21 protein-coding genes, 1 tRNA gene and 1 CRISPR repeat array (1 of these 23 cut by a window edge) are annotated in these 18083 nt (G+C 35.8%); of the genes, 12 read left to right on the top strand and 10 right to left on the bottom strand.

Annotated features, from left to right (window positions below; translation table 11 throughout):
- Window positions 1–413: 413 nt before the first annotated feature.
- The 7 genes from MP387_RS05860 to MP387_RS05830 all read right to left on the bottom strand — a co-directional run bounded on the left by MP387_RS05860 (window position 414) and on the right by MP387_RS05830 (window position 5419).
- Window positions 414–872 (bottom strand): hypothetical protein, encoded by a 459-nt coding sequence (locus MP387_RS05860; RefSeq protein ID WP_242745748.1) that lies wholly within the window; start codon window positions 870–872, stop codon window positions 414–416.
- Window positions 873–1036: 164 nt separating this feature from the next.
- Window positions 1037–2236: a MobV family relaxase gene (gene mobV / locus MP387_RS05855; RefSeq protein WP_242745728.1), complete on the bottom strand. Its 1200-nt coding sequence runs from the start codon at window positions 2234–2236 to the stop codon at window positions 1037–1039.
- A 317-nt stretch (window positions 2237–2553) separates the two neighbouring features.
- Window positions 2554–2955, bottom strand: a complete 402-nt coding sequence (locus MP387_RS05850; RefSeq protein WP_242745720.1) for a hypothetical protein — start codon at window positions 2953–2955, stop codon at window positions 2554–2556.
- 35 nt (window positions 2956–2990) lie between these two features.
- The gene (locus tag MP387_RS05845) at window positions 2991–3866 is read right to left on the bottom strand and encodes a replication initiation protein (protein ID WP_125456963.1); all 876 of its coding nucleotides are present in this window, start codon (window positions 3864–3866) and stop codon (window positions 2991–2993) included.
- Between the two features lie 292 nt (window positions 3867–4158).
- On the bottom strand, window positions 4159–4800 hold the full coding sequence (locus MP387_RS05840; RefSeq protein ID WP_242745718.1) for a hypothetical protein: 642 nt from the start codon (window positions 4798–4800) through the stop codon (window positions 4159–4161).
- A 2-nt stretch (window positions 4801–4802) separates the two neighbouring features.
- Window positions 4803–5135, bottom strand: coding sequence for a replication initiator protein A (locus tag MP387_RS05835; RefSeq protein WP_125456961.1), 333 nt, complete (start codon window positions 5133–5135; stop codon window positions 4803–4805).
- A 5-nt stretch (window positions 5136–5140) separates the two neighbouring features.
- Entirely contained in the window at window positions 5141–5419 is a 279-nt protein-coding gene (locus MP387_RS05830; protein WP_125456960.1) for a DNA-binding protein, read from the bottom strand.
- 147 nt (window positions 5420–5566) lie between these two features.
- On the opposite strand from MP387_RS05830, the gene MP387_RS05825 reads away from it, so the two are divergent.
- Together MP387_RS05825 and MP387_RS05820 are read left to right on the top strand one after the other, a co-directional pair.
- Window positions 5567–6136, top strand: coding sequence for a helix-turn-helix transcriptional regulator (locus tag MP387_RS05825; protein WP_242748052.1), 570 nt, complete (start codon window positions 5567–5569; stop codon window positions 6134–6136).
- A 64-nt stretch (window positions 6137–6200) separates the two neighbouring features.
- Window positions 6201–7358 carry a tyrosine-type recombinase/integrase gene (locus MP387_RS05820; protein WP_125456958.1) on the top strand — a complete coding sequence of 386 codons (1158 nt, stop codon included), beginning with the start codon at window positions 6201–6203 and terminating at the stop codon, window positions 7356–7358.
- A gap of 104 nt (window positions 7359–7462) precedes the next feature.
- Here the strand turns inward: MP387_RS05820 and MP387_RS05815 are convergent, their stop codons facing one another.
- From MP387_RS05815 to MP387_RS05805, 3 genes are all read right to left on the bottom strand, one after another.
- Window positions 7463–7705 (bottom strand): type B 50S ribosomal protein L31, encoded by a 243-nt coding sequence (locus MP387_RS05815; RefSeq protein ID WP_000710762.1) that lies wholly within the window; start codon window positions 7703–7705, stop codon window positions 7463–7465.
- 163 nt (window positions 7706–7868) lie between these two features.
- Complete coding sequence (locus tag MP387_RS05810) at window positions 7869–8633, bottom strand: lantibiotic ABC transporter permease (RefSeq protein ID WP_242745711.1); 765 nt, start codon at window positions 8631–8633, stop codon at window positions 7869–7871.
- A gap of 107 nt (window positions 8634–8740) precedes the next feature.
- Window positions 8741–9685 carry a DHH family phosphoesterase gene (locus tag MP387_RS05805; RefSeq protein ID WP_242745709.1) on the bottom strand — a complete coding sequence of 315 codons (945 nt, stop codon included), beginning with the start codon at window positions 9683–9685 and terminating at the stop codon, window positions 8741–8743.
- Window positions 9686–9788: 103 nt separating this feature from the next.
- Here MP387_RS05805 and MP387_RS05800 point away from each other — a divergent pair, with 103 nt between their 5' ends.
- From MP387_RS05800 to csn2-St, 10 genes are all read left to right on the top strand, one after another.
- On the top strand, window positions 9789–10232 hold the full coding sequence (locus tag MP387_RS05800; protein WP_001162125.1) for a flavodoxin: 444 nt from the start codon (window positions 9789–9791) through the stop codon (window positions 10230–10232).
- 117 nt (window positions 10233–10349) lie between these two features.
- Complete coding sequence (locus MP387_RS05795) at window positions 10350–10616, top strand: chorismate mutase (RefSeq protein WP_242745707.1); 267 nt, start codon at window positions 10350–10352, stop codon at window positions 10614–10616.
- The gene (gene crcB / locus MP387_RS05790; protein ID WP_242745705.1) at window positions 10613–10987 is read left to right on the top strand and encodes a fluoride efflux transporter CrcB; all 375 of its coding nucleotides are present in this window, start codon (window positions 10613–10615) and stop codon (window positions 10985–10987) included. The genes MP387_RS05795 and crcB (MP387_RS05790) overlap by 4 nt, the downstream gene beginning before the upstream one ends.
- Entirely contained in the window at window positions 10981–11310 is a 330-nt protein-coding gene (gene crcB / locus MP387_RS05785; protein WP_242745704.1) for a fluoride efflux transporter CrcB, read from the top strand. Before crcB (MP387_RS05790) ends, crcB (MP387_RS05785) begins: the two co-directional genes overlap by 7 nt.
- Before the next feature lie 118 nt (window positions 11311–11428).
- On the top strand, window positions 11429–11776 hold the full coding sequence (gene rplS, locus MP387_RS05780; protein WP_001068669.1) for a 50S ribosomal protein L19: 348 nt from the start codon (window positions 11429–11431) through the stop codon (window positions 11774–11776).
- Between the two features lie 42 nt (window positions 11777–11818).
- Window positions 11819–11890 (top strand) — tRNA-Arg (locus MP387_RS05775).
- Window positions 11891–12108: 218 nt separating this feature from the next.
- Window positions 12109–15531: a type II CRISPR RNA-guided endonuclease Cas9 gene (cas9, locus tag MP387_RS05770; protein WP_242745702.1), complete on the top strand. Its 3423-nt coding sequence runs from the start codon at window positions 12109–12111 to the stop codon at window positions 15529–15531.
- Window positions 15532–15708: 177 nt separating this feature from the next.
- Window positions 15709–16617: a type II CRISPR-associated endonuclease Cas1 gene (cas1, locus tag MP387_RS05765; protein ID WP_242745700.1), complete on the top strand. Its 909-nt coding sequence runs from the start codon at window positions 15709–15711 to the stop codon at window positions 16615–16617.
- A 4-nt stretch (window positions 16618–16621) separates the two neighbouring features.
- Entirely contained in the window at window positions 16622–16945 is a 324-nt protein-coding gene (gene cas2, locus MP387_RS05760; RefSeq protein ID WP_001268300.1) for a CRISPR-associated endonuclease Cas2, read from the top strand.
- Window positions 16942–17985, top strand: a complete 1044-nt coding sequence (gene csn2-St, locus MP387_RS05755; protein ID WP_242745697.1) for a CRISPR-associated protein Csn2-St — start codon at window positions 16942–16944, stop codon at window positions 17983–17985. The genes cas2 and csn2-St overlap by 4 nt, the downstream gene beginning before the upstream one ends.
- A 70-nt stretch (window positions 17986–18055) precedes the next feature.
- A CRISPR array of direct repeats spans window positions 18056–18083; the repeat unit is 36 nt (it continues 733 nt past the right edge of the window).

The following is an 18083-nucleotide window of genomic DNA, read 5'->3' as shown; positions in this document are numbered from 1 at the left end:
CGGAGCTTATAAAATAAAGAAAGATGTCTCAGGTGTTTGAGATTTTTTTTTGGCAAGAAAAAACTCTTGAATATAATCCAAGAGTGAAATAAATAGGACCAGTGGTGGCACGGGTTCTTTACAGCCTAAAGCTGAAGGCAGTACCTCACCTGTACTTGAAACAAGTACCTTTGAGCAAACTGTTACCAGTCACCCGACAAACATCCTATCCTTAGTTATAGTTTAGGATAAATAAGAGAGAATGTCAATAATAATTTTTATTAACTTATATAATTTATCTTAAAAATCGCCGTAGCGCTTTAGTTGACTGACGTACTGAGCGATCAAGAAAGCGTAATGCAGAAAATGCAAGCATCCAACCAAACAGTGTTTTTCTCATAGCGTTACCTCCTCACTAAATAGTCTACCACAGCTTATTTTTTAGCTGCGATTCCCTCGACGGTCTTCTTTTTGAAAAAATCGATTTTTTCAACCGGAGTCATATTGCGATATGTTTTGATAAAATCACGATAAATCAGGTACTTTTTTTCAGGGTCAAGTAAGTCATTAAAGAGTTTAATAACTCCAGTTTTAAAGCTATCAATATCCTCAATAACAAGAAGAATATAAGGTGATTTTTGTATTAGATGGATGTTATAGTTATCCTTGAGGCGAATTTCTAAAACATTGATAGCCAGGGCATTTGACCAAAACGATTCTCCCTGTTCATCTGAAGTAAAATAAGGCTCAATAATGCTGAGTGGATAGGCTGATGGTATATAGTTCCCAGTGATTTCTTTAAAAACTGACTGTAGGAAACCCAGTAATATTTTTCCGGAAAATGTACCGAGTTGTTTAATTTTGTGTACTAAAGGTTTGTTAATATTGTTCATCTTTTTCTCCTTGTTCATTTATTCCATGGTTCTCTTGACAACAAGTAACCTAGTCTTTTTTTGCCTTTGGCAATCGGTCGTCAGCTTTTCAGCCTGACGACTCGACTGACTTTAGTCTAAAGTCGACTAGCTTGTTATCAAGAGACTTTCACGGCATAAAGTGCTTAAAATATATTTTTTTCAATCATATTTTTAACACTTCGAGCGACTGACATAATGGCTATTCTTGGTGGGCGTATTTGATTTATGACATGTAACATTCTACTGAATTCTTTAGGATGCATGTAATTTCTTGCTGTTTTTCGCCAAAGCGCAAGTTTTTTATTTACGGCATTTAATTGCTCACCTAATCGTTTTATACTTTCATTGAGTTTTTTATTTGCGTGTTCTAGTTTATCGACTTCTGATTTTAGCGTACGATTTTCAGATAATATATGATCACTCTTCATCAGTTCTTTAGCTAAGTTATTCTGTTTAGAAAGTGATTGCTGTAATTGCTGTTCAAGTTTGCTGTTTTCGTGCCTTAGCCTATTATTATCTAGGACATTTTTGGAGGCTGTATGAAAGAGTCTGTCATAGGTTGCTTTATCCATTTTTAGTTTACCGTCAAATGTACGTCTGACTAATTTGTCTTTTTCCATTTCTTCAATCTGTAGTGGTTGAATAGCCTCCAAAACAGCTATATCATCTAGTAAAGCATCTTTCTCTTTTTCTAGTTGTTTTAGTTTTTCGGTTTTATCAACTATCTTTTTATCAGTATCATCTAGTAAGCGTTGCTTTTCTTTAAATTCTGCTGTTTCGAGGTGTTTCTTCTTGCTATCAGACTCACCACGTTGCAAATTATAGCCATGTTCATTCAGGTATTTAGGAAATGCCTCTTGAATCTCTTTCAGTTGGTCACGACTGCCAAATAATGACTTAGAGCTTAACTTGCCATTTTGCATAGGTACAAGTCCTAAGTGCATATGTGGCGTACTCTCGTCAAGATGTACCATAGCATAAGCGATATTACTATTACCGTATCTTTCAGCAAAGAAATTTTTTGCTGTTTCAAAAAAATTCTTAATCTGATCCGAACTCATATTCTCAAAAAATGCCTTGTCTGATGTAATAATCCATTCGTTACACAAAACGGCATCTTTACGTAGAGCACGTTTGGATATTTTATTATCGTTGATGTATTGTTTAATCTGTCTATCGTATGGGATAGAGCGGTCACGGTCGGTTAATTCATAGTTTAGGTGAGTTTTTTCTGGGTCAATATCCTTGTTCGAGTGATTTTCAAAAATTCGTTCATTGTGACGATATGCACCACCAAGATTTCCAGATTTCATTTTTTGCATTCTAGCTACTGCATAACTCATAGTTTGTTCTCCTTTCTCGGCTCAAAGGGTCGCCGAGCTGGTGGCGGAAGATTGCCACCAGGACTAAGTGACCAATAGGGTAGATTTTTTCCTGAAGGATCGGCACGACTTCCATGTAAAGTGTAACGCACTACACTTTACTCCGTAAATGTGCGTTCTCCGAAGGGTCTTGCAGACGGCACATCGCTCCAAATACAGGAGCGACATCGAACCACCTCTCGAGCCACAAGAGGAGTTTCGACTATACTCGCCGAAGCGAGTAGGGCACCCTGTCGGTGCCTCAGGGTCGGACGCTTCGCATTGTCCGACAAATGCCGTCAGAAGACGGCAAAGGCTAAAGCTACAAGGAAAGCTATAGATACAGTAGTGAGTGCAAGCATTAAGTAAAATCGATGCTGTTCTAATCGTTCAGCATAATCTGCCCAAGCTTTTAAGTTTTGTTGATCACTCTTCCTATAGCCTTTCAATAGTTGCAAATCTTGTTCTAGTTGTTTGCCTTGTTCTTTAGCCTCCTCTAATTCTTTCTCAAGTTTAATCAAATCATTTTCAAAATGATAATCTTCAAGTATTCTAATGCCTATTAAATCAAGGTTTTCAACCTTTTGGTTGTCTAGGTATAAATGACCTTTCAACCTCTCTTTATATTTTGGAGATCGTATCCGTTTATAGATGGATTGACTACTAACTCCCAGGCTATCAGCGTAGTCTTTTATTCTCATTTTAGGCCTCGTAACTCCTTGTTAATACTAGATTTTCAACCAAATGGTTGAAAGCTATTTTTTGTTTCTCTTCCCCCATAATAAGCAAGCTGTTTTTCTAATATTGGTCGTTCATGTTTTAATAAATCTTTCATCAATTTCAGATAGTCAATATCAGATGTTTTATAGGTCTGTAAAAGTTTCTTGTATTTTGTACGTGTGTTTTTACTGACTTTGTTCCAGATTCCTTTATCACGAGTAAGGGCAAGTAAGTAAAGTTGAGCCTCTATGCCTAAACCTTCAAAGTTAAACGGTTTAAAGATAACAGAGTCAATGACTTCAAATATTTCTTCAACCGAGCGACTGCGGAGCTGAAATTCTAAGCGCCACCAATGCTGGAACTGCTGGGCAAATTTCTTGTCTTCATCAGAGCCATTTTCTAATTGTTCAACTTTTTTGTTATAGAGTCTGATTTGCTTTTCTGACCTGGAGGCGCCTAGATATTTAGTTTCTAGTTTTCCATTCTGGTCTCTCCATTCTTTGGTAGCAGTAGGGCGGCCTTTCTTTTCAAGAATAAACTCACTACAATCAACTTCAAATATATCAAAAGCTAAATCGACTCGAGAGATTGCAATATCTTCAAGATATGGTATAATTGTATCTAAGATATTAATATCAATCTGTCGGAGTTTATTGGGGTTAAACTCTATCCTGAAAGGGCGAGCATTAAAGGCTTGTCCTTTTAATTTGTCGTAGTCTAGGAGGAGTCTAACGTGACTTCCGTCCCGAGTGATTGCTCTAAACATATCAGTCATTGCAGTCTGGACGATAATGGCTGTATGACTTTCTATCAAACTTTTGAGTTCAAGGAGTTTGATAGGTTTGATATAAGCTGTAATAGTGATGTTGTCCAAGCTAACTTTTAATTCCAAATCAACCTCCTTTCTTGTAGAGGTCGCCTATCGGCGCCTCTTTTTTGTCTGCGCAAAGACCTCCGTAAAATGACATTCTTGGGGGAGCAACCCCAAGCCGACTTCGTCGGACCATTTTCATTTTGCTACGGTCAAACTTGCCAAAAAATGGGTGCAGTAAAATCCCACGAAATGGGAACATAGCGGGCTGTTAGAGGGGCCCGCGTTATAAATTTTGAGAAAGCTCAAAAATTTAGTCTCAAAATACCATTTACAAAATATTTTCATGGTCATTTTCAAAACTGTTTTAGGACTAGAAATTTTGTAGATCTGAAACAGATTTTTGAAAAAGGTCAACTCTTTCAATCAAAAATATTTCAAAGATTTTTTCGATGATATCTTCAGGGGGAATCTGCTTGTTTTTCTTGTACTTAAAGAATCGATCTTTAGCTTTTTTCATTTCTCCTAAATCGTCAGACACATCAGCAAATAGCAACTTGTGCAATTCAAACCAAGGCAATTCAGATTGTTTACGGACAATCTCAAAATTTCTCCAAAAACGTCTACCTTCATCTAGCTTTTCAAATTTCTTAAATAAATTCTCTCGTTCTGCTTTACGGTATTCTTTTGGCAAGAGTGTCCCAACATATTCTGGAGTCATGTTCGAATAGATGGCTTCTTTTGTTACAACAATGGGGAGTTTTAAGGAACTATCAACGTCTTTCAAAATCTTTCTAACAAATTGACTAAGTGTAATTTGTGTATTTAATTTATACTTCAACATCTTAGTACTTAACAGTTCAAATATATCAGTTGACCTAAAAAGCCATTCCATCAACGTTTTAGTATCTATATCTTTACTTGAGAATACTTGATATTCAAGCTGATAGCTATCCAATCGTGACTGGATAGCTTGATTAAGTGCAACGTCTTTTCCAAAGTAAATCTTTATCATATTTACACCTCGTTAATGTAAGTCATGTATGGTAAGTTATGGTTATAATAGCTTGTATTCCATTGCCGTTCACGTTCAATTAAGTTGACAGATTCCAAGCGTTGTAAAACAGCGACCATAGTCGTTCTGGCGCAGGAAAATTTTTTTGCTAGATCCTCAATTCTATATGCTAGGTAAATATTTCCTTCATCATCTACCCAACCTTTCTCTATTGCTTCTTCTTGTTTGTTTCTTAGCACAGAATAGACAATAATATCAAGGGGTACCAAATCCTTATAGAAATCGTCTTGAAATAATACTTTAGGTATTAAGTAATAATCATCACCATAATCCATATTTCTCACCTTTCATATTGTTGTAACCATTGAGCGACTTTGTGTTTATCGTACAGGGTCACTCCATCAATGACCATGTGAGGCATGCCTTCACGTTGCCATTTGACAATGGTAGTAGTGGATACATCAAGCCAACGGCACAAGCCTGACATTCGTAGCATGGGCTTATAAAGCTCCTGGTCTTCAAAAGCTTTTTCAATAGCTTTCTGAAGCATGGTATCGTAACGAGCAAGCAACTTCTTTTCTGTTGCTTTTGGGAGGTGGATAGTAAAATTTTCTGTCATATTCTGACCCCTTTCTTAATTTTATAAACCCCGAAAGTTATTTTATAACTATTATTTTAAGTTAAAAAATAACTTAAGTCAAGAAAAAAGTTATTTTTTAATTATTTGTGTTATAATTTTAAATATAAAATGTCAGAAAGGTATAAAATGAGCAATAGACTAAAAGTTTTAAGAAAAGAAAAAGGATTGACTCAGGCTGACTTAGCAAAAGTTTTGAATACTAACCAGTCTCAATACGGAAAATATGAAAATGGAAAAACAAATCTTAGTATAGAAAATGCTAAAATTCTAGCGGAATATTTTGGCGTGTCTATCCCTTACTTGCTGGGGCTTGATGACAACCCTGTATTAGTCAATCCAGGATCAGCCAAAGAAATTTTTAAAGGCTTCGCCAAAGTGCTTCAGGGAAAAAGTACGATTGAAAATAAAATCACTCAATGGACTCCATTTGGTGATGAACTTGCAATTATACTTAAAGAACTCAATCAGTCAGAGGCCTTGTCTGATTACATTGATTTTCTAGCAAGTAAAAAAGGCTTCAACCCTGTTTTGGTTAAAGCTATTAAGGAATTTATAGCTGATGAGAAACAAGGCCTTATCCCTTTCCTGATTAACAAATCAGGAGCAGAAGACTCCCCTTATCATTATGTCTGGGAGGCATGGGTAGAGAGTCCTGAATACAAGAGACGGCAAGAAGAGAAAAAGCGTAAGAAATAACTGACAATCATGATTTCTTTATTTTATAAGCCCCGAAACCTTAAAAAATAAAGGAGAAATTAGAATGTCTATTATTAAATATAAGGCTAAAAAGTCTAAATCAGGGTATCTTTATAAGGTCAGAATCTACAGGGTGATTGATGGCAAACGTCAGGACTTCTTTAAAAGCGGTTTTAAGAGCCTTAGAGAGGCTAGACAGTATGAAGCTATGATTTACCACAAAAAAGCGTCAGGCGACCTCTCAGGGATTCTGAGAGCCTCTGAGAGACGTTTTGATGAAGTTTTTGAAGAATGGTTCAAAACTTATCAAAACACAGTAGAGAGGACGACAAGCGTCCGTACAGATGATTTGTTTAGAATCCATATCTTGCCAGTTCTTGGAAAGATGAAAATTTCCAAAATTACTCCTTGGCAATGCCAAGACTTTATTACCGAAAAAGGTCAGACTTTTAGAAATATCAAACAGGTAAAATCTTATACTAGCCAAGTGTTTGATTTTGCTTTGAAAATGAAATTGATTACAGACAACCCAATGAAGCAAACGATACTCCCCAAAAGAGAGCGGAAGAAGTCAGAGAACTTCTTTAGCGTTGAGGAGTTGCATGAGTTTTTAGCTATTATTAAGGCAGAAGAGCCATATAAAAACTATGCCTTATTTCGTTTGTTGGCCTATAGTGGCTTAAGGAAAGGGGAGCTGTATTCTTTGAGGTGGTCTGACATCGATTTTGACAATCAATTACTTTCTATCAGCAAAAATCTAGGTAGAATCAAGGGGAAAGCCGTTGAGAAAAGCACCAAAAACAAGTTTTCAATACGGCAAATCCCTTTAGATACTGAGACAGTCTCGATTTTGAAAGAGTGGAAACAAAAGAGCAGAAGAGAAAAGGGGCAACTGTCAGTTACCCCATTGATTGATAGTGATTACATGTTTACGTTTGTTGACCGAGATGGAAAGATAGAGCCTTTATACCAGGACTATATCAATAGTGTACTGAAGCGCATTATCAGGAAACATGGCTTGAAGAAGATAACTCCTCATGGTTTCAGACATACTCATGCTACCTTGATGATTGAAACGGGTGTAGATCCTGTTAATGCAGCCAAAAGGTTAGGTCATGCAAGTAGTCAGATGACCCTGGATACTTATAGCCATTCTACAGTAGCAGGAGAGAAGAAAGCTATCACAAAATTTGTAGATTACCTGGATAGTGCAAAAGGTTAGTTATCCAAGACGGTACCAAAAACGGTACTAAAAATAAAAAAAGCCAATTCCAATTTCTTGGAAAAGGCTTTGTATCAACGTTTTTAAGCAATAAATGCGGTTGATTATTTGAGACCGTATTTTTTGTTGAAACGATCCACGCGTCCATCTGCTTGAGTGAACTTTTGTCGTCCAGTGTAGAATGGGTGTGAGTCTGATGAAATTTCCACACGGATCAATGGGTAAGTTTCGCCTTCGAACTCAACAGTTTCGTTAGAGCGTTTTGTTGAACCGCTAAGGAATTTGTAACCAGTAGTTGTGTCCATGAAGACAACTGGGCGATATTCTGGATGGATATCTTTTTTCATTTTGCAATATTTCCTTTCTGCCATGGTCTCTTTGCGAGCCATAGATTGTTACCATACTAGTCTATCAGATTCTGATAAGTTTGGCAAGTCTTTTCCCTGATTTTATTAAAAATCTTGATAAAAAATCACTCCAGTGTTTACTGGAGTGAGGGTAGAAGAATGATTAGCTCTCTTGGATTGGAGCTTTTTCTTCTTGTTGATTTTTTACTTCTGTTTCTTTTACTGGTTCTGTGTTTTCTGCTACAGTTTCAACTTCTTTTTTAGTTTCAGTAGTTTCTTCTTTTACTGGTTCTGCATTTTCTTCTGCTGATTCAGCTTCTACATTGGCTGGTTCCTTAGCTTCTTCTTTTTGCTCGATTTCCTCTTTAACAGTCTCTGTTTTTTCAGCTGTAGTCTCTTCTTTTTTATGTTCTTGAGATTCTTTTTTAATTTCTTCTACTGCAGTTTTAACGGTAGAGCTTGTTACACGTCCGACAGTTTGAGCAAAATCTTTACCAGACTCAGCTAATTCAGTAAATGATTCTTTTGTAATTTTACCACCTGACATCGCCAAGAGACCAGTTACAACTAGTGCAATGCTAGCAAGAAGAGCCAAAATCAAACCAAAGCCGATTGAAACGCCATATCCACCAAAGTTAGACACGTACTTGTTTACACTAAAAAGATTAATTAGTGTGACGAGAGATGCAATTGCACCCGCAACAATGACACCAATTGAGAAACCTTTAGGCATTGCTTTATTCATATTATTCAAGCACGCAAGAACAATAGACACAATAGCAGCGATAATGATAAACCACCCATCTCCTTGGTAACCATTCACACTATAGGACCCAAAAGCACCTGCATTTAAACTAGCCCATGGCAATAGTGAACCAAGAATGGCTACTCCAGCAGAAATGAGGATAAACAAACGATTTTTTTCCATTATTAAGTCTCCTTTTATTCAGTTTGATTTATTATACCATAAACTGAGGTACAAAGAAACCGTATATTTTAAGAATCTAGCATATAAAAGGCCAAGAAAATTCTTTCTTAGCCTTGGTGAATCTGTAGAGCCTCTTTCAGTTCTTTATATATTTGTTCGTTTTCTTCTAGACTATAGGAATTGGCACCACTGGCTAATGGATGCCCTCCCCCGTCGTGTTCTTTGGCTATCTCATTGATAGGAGTGATTTTACTACGCATTCGCACACGGAAGTGGCCATCAGCTTGTTCAACAAAGATAGCCCAAGCCTTAACAGTATCAACTCGACCAGGTGCCCCAACAATCGCTGCTGTTTCAGCATCCGTAACCTTATACTTTTCCAAGATGTCTTGAGTAAGCAGAACGCGTGCAGCTCCATTCTCATCAACTTCCAAATGATCATAGACAAAGCCTTGCAGTTTTGCAATCTTGAAGCTCATGGTATCCATTTGACGAGACAATCCAGCAAAGTCAAAATCAACTTCTCGGAGCTGGCTAGCTATTCTAAAGGTACGGGCACTAGTTGAAGGGTAGAGAAAACGCCCTGTGTCTCCAACAATTCCTGCATAGAGAAGTTGTGCGGCTTCACTAGACAAAGTTAGCTGATTTTCTTGAGCAAATAATGCAATCATCTCACTGGCGCTGCTTGAACTTGTATCCACCCAAGATAGGTCACCATAGATATCATCATTTGGATGGTGATCGATTTTGATGGTGAAAGCAGCTTGTTCGTAGCGTTTATCATCGATACGAGGACGATTCGCTGTATCACAAATAATAGCAAGAGCTCCTTGGTAGTCACTGTCTTGGACAGTATCCATTTCCGCCATCCAGGTTAGAGTTGGTTCGTTATAACCGACTGCTTTGATGGTCTTTTCTGGAAAATGGTGTGTGAGAAGAGCTTTCAAGCCCACTTGACTCCCTAAGGCATCTGGATCTGGTTTCATATGACGGTGAATGATAATCGTGTCGTATTCTTTGATTTTCTCTAATATTTGCTGGCAAATTTCCATAAATAACCTCAATTCTTTCTCATTTCATTGTAGCACAAGAATTTTTATTTTTAAAATGAAAAAGATATGATATAATGGAGAAAGATAAATTGAGGAGGACGATATGGCATTAGCAAAAATTGTATTTGCCAGTATGACCGGTAATACCGAAGAAATTGCAGATATTGTAGCAGATAAATTGCGTGACTTGGGCTTGGATGTCGATGTGGATGAATGTACGACTGTTGACGCTTCAGACTTCTTGGAGGCGGACATCGCAATCGTTGCGACTTATACTTACGGTGATGGAGAATTGCCAGATGAGATGATGGACTTCTACGAAGACCTAGCAGATCTCAACTTGAATGGCAAAATCTACGGAGTGGTCGGTTCAGGAGATACCTTCTACGACGAATTCTGTAAGGCTGTTGATGACTTTGATCGCGTTTTTGTAGCGACAGGAGCAGAAAAAGGTTCGGAGTGTGTTAAAGTAGACCTTTCTGCCGAAGAAGAAGACATCGAACGTTTGGAACAATTCGCAGAAGAATTGGCTGCAAAAGTAGGATAAGAATCAAACTGCGCTGACTGGAAGGAGTCAGTGCGTTTTTTTATTAGTTTTTTTGGGATTTTACTAGCCTATTTAGAGGCTTTTTGATACAATAATTCAAATAAAGGAGGAGATGCCATGGATTTAGATATTATTCGGCAAGAAATTGATCAAATCGACGACCAAATCGTCAAGCTCCTAGAAGAACGGATGCATTTGGTTGAGGGAGTAGTTGCCTATAAGAAAGCATCTGGTAAGCCAATCTTAGATACCAAGCGAGAAGCAATCATTTTTGAAAAAGTCAGAAATCGAGTAGAAGATAAGCGCTATCAGGAGACCATTGTTGCGACTTTTTCAGACATTCTCAAACGTTCGCGTGATTATCAGGATCAAAATATCAAATGAAAAAAGAACAATTCTATCCGCTCGGAATTTTTCTGGCTGCAATGGTGGGAGGCCTTATCCGCTATCTCATTTCCATTTGGTTACCAGCTAGCCCAGACTTTCCTTTGGGAACCCTTCTCGTCAATTATCTGGGAATATTCTGCCTGGTCTATCTGGTGAAAGGCTATCTGGTCTATAAGGGAACTAGTAAAGGCTTGGTTTTGGCGCTGGGGACGGGTTTTTGCGGAGGTTTAACAACCTTTTCTAGTCTACTCTTGGATGCTGTGAAATTGCTCGATACTGGGCGTTATCTTAGCTTAGGCATCTACTTATTTTTGAGCATTGGTGGAGGTCTACTCTTGGCTTATGTTCTAGGGAGGAAGAAATGGTAATCGTCTATCTTGCAATCGCCTGCGGGCTTGGAGCCCTGGTGCGTTATTTCTTTTCCCGCTATAATCAAGCTTCTAAATTGCCATTGGGCACTCTCATTGCCAATCTTCTAGGATGTTTTTTGATCGGCCTACTCTACAATCATGTGGAGTCCAAGGAAGTCTATGCTATCCTAGCGACAGGTTTTTGTGGAGGGTTGACGACCTTTTCAACCTTGAATGATGAGCTACAAAGACTGTTAAGTGACAATAAGGTATTTTATAGCTATTTTCTCTTAACTTACATAGGCGGTTTTCTAGCGATTTTTTTAGGAATTCTGCTATAAATTTCTTTACTTTTAGGTGGAAATTTGGTAAACTGTATCTTGTGTGTAATGGACGCACAAAAATACAGTTTATCCGCTGAGGAAGGTTCCTCAAGATTGACAAAGATAGGAGAATAAAATGAATCCATTAATCCAAAGCTTGACTGAAGGTCAACTTCGTACAGATATCCCATCATTCCGTCCTGGTGACACTGTTCGTGTACACGCGAAAGTTGTCGAAGGTAACCGTGAACGTATCCAGATTTTTGAAGGTGTTGTTATCGCACGTAAAGGTGCTGGCATCTCAGAAAACTACACAGTTCGTAAAATCTCTAACGGTGTAGGTGTTGAGCGTATCTTCCCAATCCACACTCCACGTGTTGAAAAGATTGAAGTTGTTCGTTACGGTAAAGTACGTCGTGCGAAATTGTACTACTTGCGTGCTCTTCAAGGTAAAGCAGCTCGTATCAAAGAAATCCGTCGTTAATTCGACTAAAAAACTCTGCTCATCCAGCAGAGTTTTTCTCTAGCTCCCTTAGTTCAATGGATATAACAACTCCCTCCTAAGGAGTAGTTGCAGGTTCGATTCCTGCAGGGGGCAGTAAACGAGTAATTTTAAACAGAAATTACTCAAGTTAAAATAGAACTCCAAAAGCGTGAGATCACGCTTTTTTGTTTGTGATGAATGATTTAAGTGGGAGAATTTGCATATAATTATAAAAAGACAGGATATTTTAGTTAATTGCATATAATGATTTGATTTTTTAGGTAGTAAGGAGTAAAATTTAATTAATATTATAATGAGTTAGGAGCTTGACTATGAACGGTTTAGTTTTAGGATTGGATATTGGTATTGCATCCGTAGGAGTGGGAATTCTAGAAAAAAATTCTGGAAAGATTATTCATGCGAATTCACGACTTTTTCCAGCTGCAACAGCTGATAATAATGTTGAAAGAAGAAAAAATAGACAGGCTAGACGATTAAATCGTCGGAAAAAACATCGTGGTGTTCGCTTTCAAGATTTATTTGAAGACTATGGTTTGTTAACTGATTTTTCTAAGGTATCCATTAATCTTAATCCATATCGACTTCGTGTAGATGGCTTGAATCAGCAACTAACGAATGAAGAGCTGTTCATAGCTTTAAAGAACATTGTTAAGAGACGTGGTATTAGCTATTTAGATGATGCTTCTGAGGATGGTGGTGCAGTATCTTCAGATTATGGCAAGGCTGTTGAGGGAAATAGAAAATTACTTGCTGAACAAACACCAGGTCAAATCCAACTAGAGCGTTTTGAAAAATATGGTCAATTAAGGGGAGATTTTACTGTTGAAGAAAATGGTGAGAAATGCCGATTAATCAATGTTTTTTCAACATCTGCATATAAAAAGGAAGCTGAAAGAATTTTAAGAAAACAGCAAGAATTTAATAATCAGATTACGGATGAGTTTATAGCCGATTATTTAACAATTCTTACCGGTAAAAGAAAATACTATCATGGACCAGGTAATGAAAAATCTCGGACGGATTATGGACGGTATACTTCTCATAGAGATTCTAAAGGGGAGTACGTAACATTAGATAATATTTTTGGTATTTTAATCGGTAAATGTACATTTTATCCTGAGGAATACAGAGCTTCTAAAGCTTCCTATACTGCTCAAGAGTTTAACTTACTAAATGATTTAAATAATTTAACAGTTCCTACAGAAACAAAGAAACTTAGTGAGGAACAAAAGAAAACAATCATTGAATATGCGAAATCGGCTAAAACATTAGGAGCCTCAACCTTATTGAAGTACATTGCCAAAATGATTGATGCTTCAGTAGATCAGATACGTGGTTATCGAGTTGATGTAAACAATAAACCTGAAATGCATAGTTTTGAAGTCTATCGAAAGATGCAATCTTTAGAAACGATAAAGGTTGAAGAATTGCCTAGAAATGTTCTAGATGAGCTTGCCCATATTTTAACTCTAAATACTGAACGAGAAGGTATAGAAGAAGCAATTAACTCGAAGTTAATGGGTGTATTTAGTCGAGATCAAGTACTTGAATTAGTTCAATTTAGAAAAAATAATAGTAGTCTATTTAGTAAGGGATGGCATAATTTTTCTCTTAAACTCATGATGGAGTTGATACCAGAACTTTATGAAACTTCAGAAGAGCAAATGACAATTCTCACACGATTGGGAAAACAAAGATCTAAAGAGACATCAAAACGAACTAAGTATATTGATGAAAAAGAATTAACAGAAGAAATCTATAACCCTGTAGTAGCAAAATCTGTCAGACAAGCTATAAAAATAATCAACGAAGCAACTAAAAAACATGGTATCTTTGATAATATCGTTATCGAAATGGCGCGTGAAAATAACGAAGAAGACGCTAAGAAAGATTATATAAAACGTCAAAAGGCAAACCAAGATGAGAAAAATGCAGCTATGGAAAAGGCTGCATTCCAATACAATGGGAAAAAAGAGTTACCAGATAGTATTTTTCATGGGCATAAGGAATTGGCTACTAAGATTCGTTTATGGCACCAGCAGGGAGAGAAGTGTCTCTATACTGGGAAGAATATTCCAATTTCAGATTTAATTCACAATCAGTACAAGTACGAAATTGACCATATTTTACCTCTATCTTTATCGTTTGACGATAGTCTATCTAATAAAGTATTGGTTCTTGCCACAGCAAACCAAGAAAAAGGCCAACGTACTCCGTTTCAGGCTTTAGATAGTATGGATGATGCCTGGTCCTACCGTGAGTTTAAATCTTATGTAAAAGATTCGAAATTACTAAGTAATAAAAAGAAAGATTATCTTTTAACAGAAGAAGACATTAGTAAAATTGAAGTAAAACAGAAATTTATCGAACGAAATTTGGTTGATACTCGATATTCCTCTCGCGTTGTTTTAAATGCTCTACAAGATTTTTATAAAGCTCATAAATTCGATACAACTATTTCGGTGGTACGTGGACAATTTACTTCTCAGCTAAGAAGAAAGTGGGGGCTTGAAAAGTCTCGTGAGACTTACCATCATCATGCTGTTGATGCCTTAATTATTGCCGCTTCGAGTCAATTAAGATTATGGAAAAAACAGAATAATCCTCTGATTACTTATAAAGAAGGACAATTCGTTGATTCAGAGACTGGAGAAATTATTTCATTAACTGATGATGAATATAAAGAGTTAGTGTTTAAAGCGCCTTATGACCATTTTGTTGACACATTGCGTAGCAAGACATTTGAGGATAGTATACTATTTTCTTATCAAGTAGATTCAAAATTTAATCGAAAAATTTCAGATGCTACAATTTATGCAACAAGAAAAGCGAAATTGGATAAAGAGAAAAAAGAATACACTTATACTTTGGGAAAAATTAAAGATATCTATTCTTTAGGGACTAAAACCCCTTCTAAAACTGGGTTCTATAAGTTTTTAGATTTATACAATAAGGATAAATCCCAATTCTTAATGTTTCAGAAAGATAGAAAAACTTGGGATGAAGTAATCGAGAAGATAATGGAACAATATCGACCATTTAAAGAATACGACAAAACTGGAAAATTAGTCGATTTTAATCCATTTGAGAAATATAGACAAGAAAATGGGCCAATCTGTAAGTACAGTAAAAAAGGCAATGGTCCAGAAATTAAAAGTCTGAAATATTACGATATTTTATTAGGTAAACACAAAAATATAACTCCTGAAGGGAGTCGAAATACTGTAGCTTTGTTATCTTTAAATCCTTGGAGAACAGATGTGTATTACAATATGGAAACTAAAAAATATGAATTTTTAGGATTAAAGTATGCAGATTTGCCTTTTGAAAAAGGTGGTGCTTATGGTATTTCTACAGAGACGTATAGTAAATTAAGAGAGAAAGAGGGAATTGGCAAAAATTCTGAATTTAAGTTTACTCTATATAAAAATGATTTAATTTTAATTAAAGATACTGAAACGAATTGTCAACAAATTTTTAGATTTTGGTCTCGTACTGGGAAAGATAATCCAAAAAGTTTTGAAAAACATAAAATAGAATTGAAACCTTATGAAAAAGCAAGATTTGAGAAAGGTGAAGAACTGGAGGTATTAGGAAAGGTACCACCTTCCTCTAATCAATTCCAAAAAAATATGCAAATAGAAAATCTTTCTATTTACAAAGTTAAAACAGATGTTTTGGGTAAAAAACATATCATTAAAAAAGAGGGTGACGAACCAAAACTCAAATTTTAAAAAATATTTAAAAAAGAGTTGCAAACGCTTGTACAATGTATTATAATAGTAACCGTAAGGGACGCCTTACACAGTTACTTAAATCTTGCAGAAGCTACAAAGATAAGGCTTCATGCCGAATTCAACACCCTGTCATTTATGGCTGGGTGTTTTCGTTTTGTGAAAGAGGAAAATACGATGACTTGGAGAATTGTGCATGTCTGTCAGAGTGAAAAAATGCAATTGAAGTTAGATAATCTTCTGATTAAGAAAATGGGTCAAGACTATGTTATCCCACTGAGTGATATTTCGATAATTGTAGCAGAAGGAGGGGAGACTGTTGTAACTTTAAGGTTATTAAGTGCTTTAAGTAAGTATAATATTGCTTTAATTGTCTGTGATAATGAGCACTTGCCTACAGGAATTTATCATTCTCAAAATGGCCATTTTAGAGCCTATAAAAAATTACAGGAGCAATTATTGTGGACGCAGGAACAGAAAGATAAATTATGGCAGATAGTTACTTATTTCAAAATAAACAATCAGCAAGATGTTCTTGCAATGTTTGAGAAGAATATTGATTGCATTCAATTATTAGCAGACTATAAAGATCATATTGAATATGGAGATAAAACCAACCGCGAAGGTCATGCTGCAAAAGTCTATTTTAACGAACTCTTTGGAAAAAAATTCGTACGTCTTACACAACAGGAAACGGATGTCATCAATGCTGGTCTAAATTATGGTTATGCAATCATGAGAGCGCAAATGGCACGTATTATTTCTGGGTATGGTTTGAATCCCTTAATAGGAATTTTTCATAAGAATGAATATAACCAATTTAACCTGGTTGATGATCTAATGGAACCTTTTCGGCAGATTATCGATGTCTGGGTTTATCAAAATTTACGAGATGAAGAGTATTTGAAATATGAATTTCGTCTTGCGTTGACGGATACACTGAACGCAAAGATTCGTTATGGGAAAGAAACGTGTTCTGTAACGGTAGCAATGGATAAATATGTCAAGGGTTTTCTAAAATGTATCTCTGATAAGGATTCCAGTAAATTTTACTGTCCAATGGTGTCGAGTGTAGAATGGAGCTAAAGAAATGAGGTATGAAGCATTGAGATTATTGTGTTTTTTTGATCTACCAATGGAAACAAATCAAGAAAAAAGAGTCTATCGTAATTTTCGAAAAGACTTAATAGCAAATGGTTTTGAGATGTTACAGTTTTCTGTCTATTATCGAACCTGTCCTAATCGAAGTTTTGCGAGCAAATTCTATAAAAAATTAAGTCAAAGTAATTTACCAAGTGGGAATGTCCGTTTGCTAGCAGTGACTGAAAAACAATTTTCTGAAATGGTTTTGATTATAGGTGGAAAAACAAAGCAAGAAGAAGTAGTCAGTGATAATAAGTTGGTAGTTATATGAAAATGAACATTAGTCATCCGTATAAGGATAATATTTCATTAAGTTTTGGTCAATTTACTCAAATTGTAGGTCAAGATCAGCAATTAAAATACTATATTTGGCAGATACTATTGTGGTATTTTGGAGGAAAAAAATATAGTGAGGAAGATTTAGTTCTATTTGAACAAAATGAGCCTAAAATACTAATAGACGATACAATGGTTTCACGGTCAGAATTTAGTGTAATTCAAGTGTCCAATATCAATGATTTGATTGAACAAATGGAATATAAAAAAGGGACAGTAGCTTATGATTATATAAAGAAAAAGATTACTTCTATAGAGATAATGGAGCAAATTGAAAATATCAATGATAACTTGGATAGGATTTCATTATTACTGAATCTGAAGTTGAATCTTCAACTAGATGACATTATCTATCATACCGAAGCAAAATATTTTAATACGGATCAATTGATTCAAAAGAATTTTTTACCATACTTTGGGAAAAATAATAAAAATATATCCTTTGAATTTGTAGACAATAAGACAAAGTTTTTATTATTTCTTTCCATGATAGAAGTTATGGCGACGAACAGTTCTGAAAAGTTTTTGCTTGTCTTACGAAATTTGGATGATTTTCTATCCTTTAATGATTTTGTTGAATGTTGCGAGAAAATGGAGTTTTTGACTAATCATAGTGATTCATTATATATTGTTTCATTTCCTTCCAATGAAGGTTATCTTCATGTCAAGAAAGAAGTTTTAGAGGAAATCAATATTGTTTCCGATTATGTTGATCATTTTTATTCGCTAGAATTTATGTATGATCGCTTTACCAATCAGTATCCAATAAATCAAATACCTGATGAACGAGAATTTTTAACTTCTTTAAGAAAAATTGGATCCTATTTATTTAGCTCGGACATTCTCTATATGAGTTTATCTGTAGAAGATCAAGTAGCATTAAAAATTTTGAATAATTTGTATCAGTACAAAATGAAAACAAAATTCCGTATTGAATCAATCAATCCAATGTTATTGAAATATTTGGAAGAATAGTATTGACGAGTGAGATTCAAGGCTTTATAATGTTTTTGAGGGAACAAAAATCAAAATTGACGAATTTGAGTTTTTTGTACTCTCAAGATTTAAGTAAC

Source organism: Streptococcus oralis, assembly GCF_022749195.1.
Lineage (GTDB): Bacteria > Bacillota > Bacilli > Lactobacillales > Streptococcaceae > Streptococcus > Streptococcus oralis_CI.
Note: the sequence above shows the minus strand (reverse complement) of the source record. Positions and strands in the feature narration are given on the sequence as shown.

Coding starts and splice junctions, on each gene's coding strand:
- MP387_RS05860 (WP_242745748.1), bottom strand. CDS start 872: ATGAACAATATTAACAAACCTTTAGTACACAAAATTAAACAACTCGGT.
- mobV (WP_242745728.1), bottom strand. CDS start 2,236: ATGAGTTATGCAGTAGCTAGAATGCAAAAAATGAAATCTGGAAATCTT.
- MP387_RS05850 (WP_242745720.1), bottom strand. CDS start 2,955: ATGAGAATAAAAGACTACGCTGATAGCCTGGGAGTTAGTAGTCAATCC.
- MP387_RS05840 (WP_242745718.1), bottom strand. CDS start 4,800: ATGATAAAGATTTACTTTGGAAAAGACGTTGCACTTAATCAAGCTATC.
- MP387_RS05835 (WP_125456961.1), bottom strand. CDS start 5,135: ATGGATTATGGTGATGATTATTACTTAATACCTAAAGTATTATTTCAA.
- MP387_RS05830 (WP_125456960.1), bottom strand. CDS start 5,419: ATGACAGAAAATTTTACTATCCACCTCCCAAAAGCAACAGAAAAGAAG.
- MP387_RS05825 (WP_242748052.1), top strand. CDS start 5,567: ATGAGCAATAGACTAAAAGTTTTAAGAAAAGAAAAAGGATTGACTCAG.
- MP387_RS05820 (WP_125456958.1), top strand. CDS start 6,201: ATGTCTATTATTAAATATAAGGCTAAAAAGTCTAAATCAGGGTATCTT.
- MP387_RS05815 (WP_000710762.1), bottom strand. CDS start 7,705: ATGAAAAAAGATATCCATCCAGAATATCGCCCAGTTGTCTTCATGGAC.
- MP387_RS05810 (WP_242745711.1), bottom strand. CDS start 8,633: ATGGAAAAAAATCGTTTGTTTATCCTCATTTCTGCTGGAGTAGCCATT.
- MP387_RS05805 (WP_242745709.1), bottom strand. CDS start 9,685: ATGGAAATTTGCCAGCAAATATTAGAGAAAATCAAAGAATACGACACG.
- MP387_RS05800 (WP_001162125.1), top strand. CDS start 9,789: ATGGCATTAGCAAAAATTGTATTTGCCAGTATGACCGGTAATACCGAA.
- MP387_RS05795 (WP_242745707.1), top strand. CDS start 10,350: ATGGATTTAGATATTATTCGGCAAGAAATTGATCAAATCGACGACCAA.
- crcB (WP_242745705.1), top strand. CDS start 10,613: ATGAAAAAAGAACAATTCTATCCGCTCGGAATTTTTCTGGCTGCAATG.
- crcB (WP_242745704.1), top strand. CDS start 10,981: ATGGTAATCGTCTATCTTGCAATCGCCTGCGGGCTTGGAGCCCTGGTG.
- rplS (WP_001068669.1), top strand. CDS start 11,429: ATGAATCCATTAATCCAAAGCTTGACTGAAGGTCAACTTCGTACAGAT.
- cas9 (WP_242745702.1), top strand. CDS start 12,109: ATGAACGGTTTAGTTTTAGGATTGGATATTGGTATTGCATCCGTAGGA.
- cas1 (WP_242745700.1), top strand. CDS start 15,709: ATGACTTGGAGAATTGTGCATGTCTGTCAGAGTGAAAAAATGCAATTG.
- cas2 (WP_001268300.1), top strand. CDS start 16,622: ATGAGGTATGAAGCATTGAGATTATTGTGTTTTTTTGATCTACCAATG.
- csn2-St (WP_242745697.1), top strand. CDS start 16,942: ATGAAAATGAACATTAGTCATCCGTATAAGGATAATATTTCATTAAGT.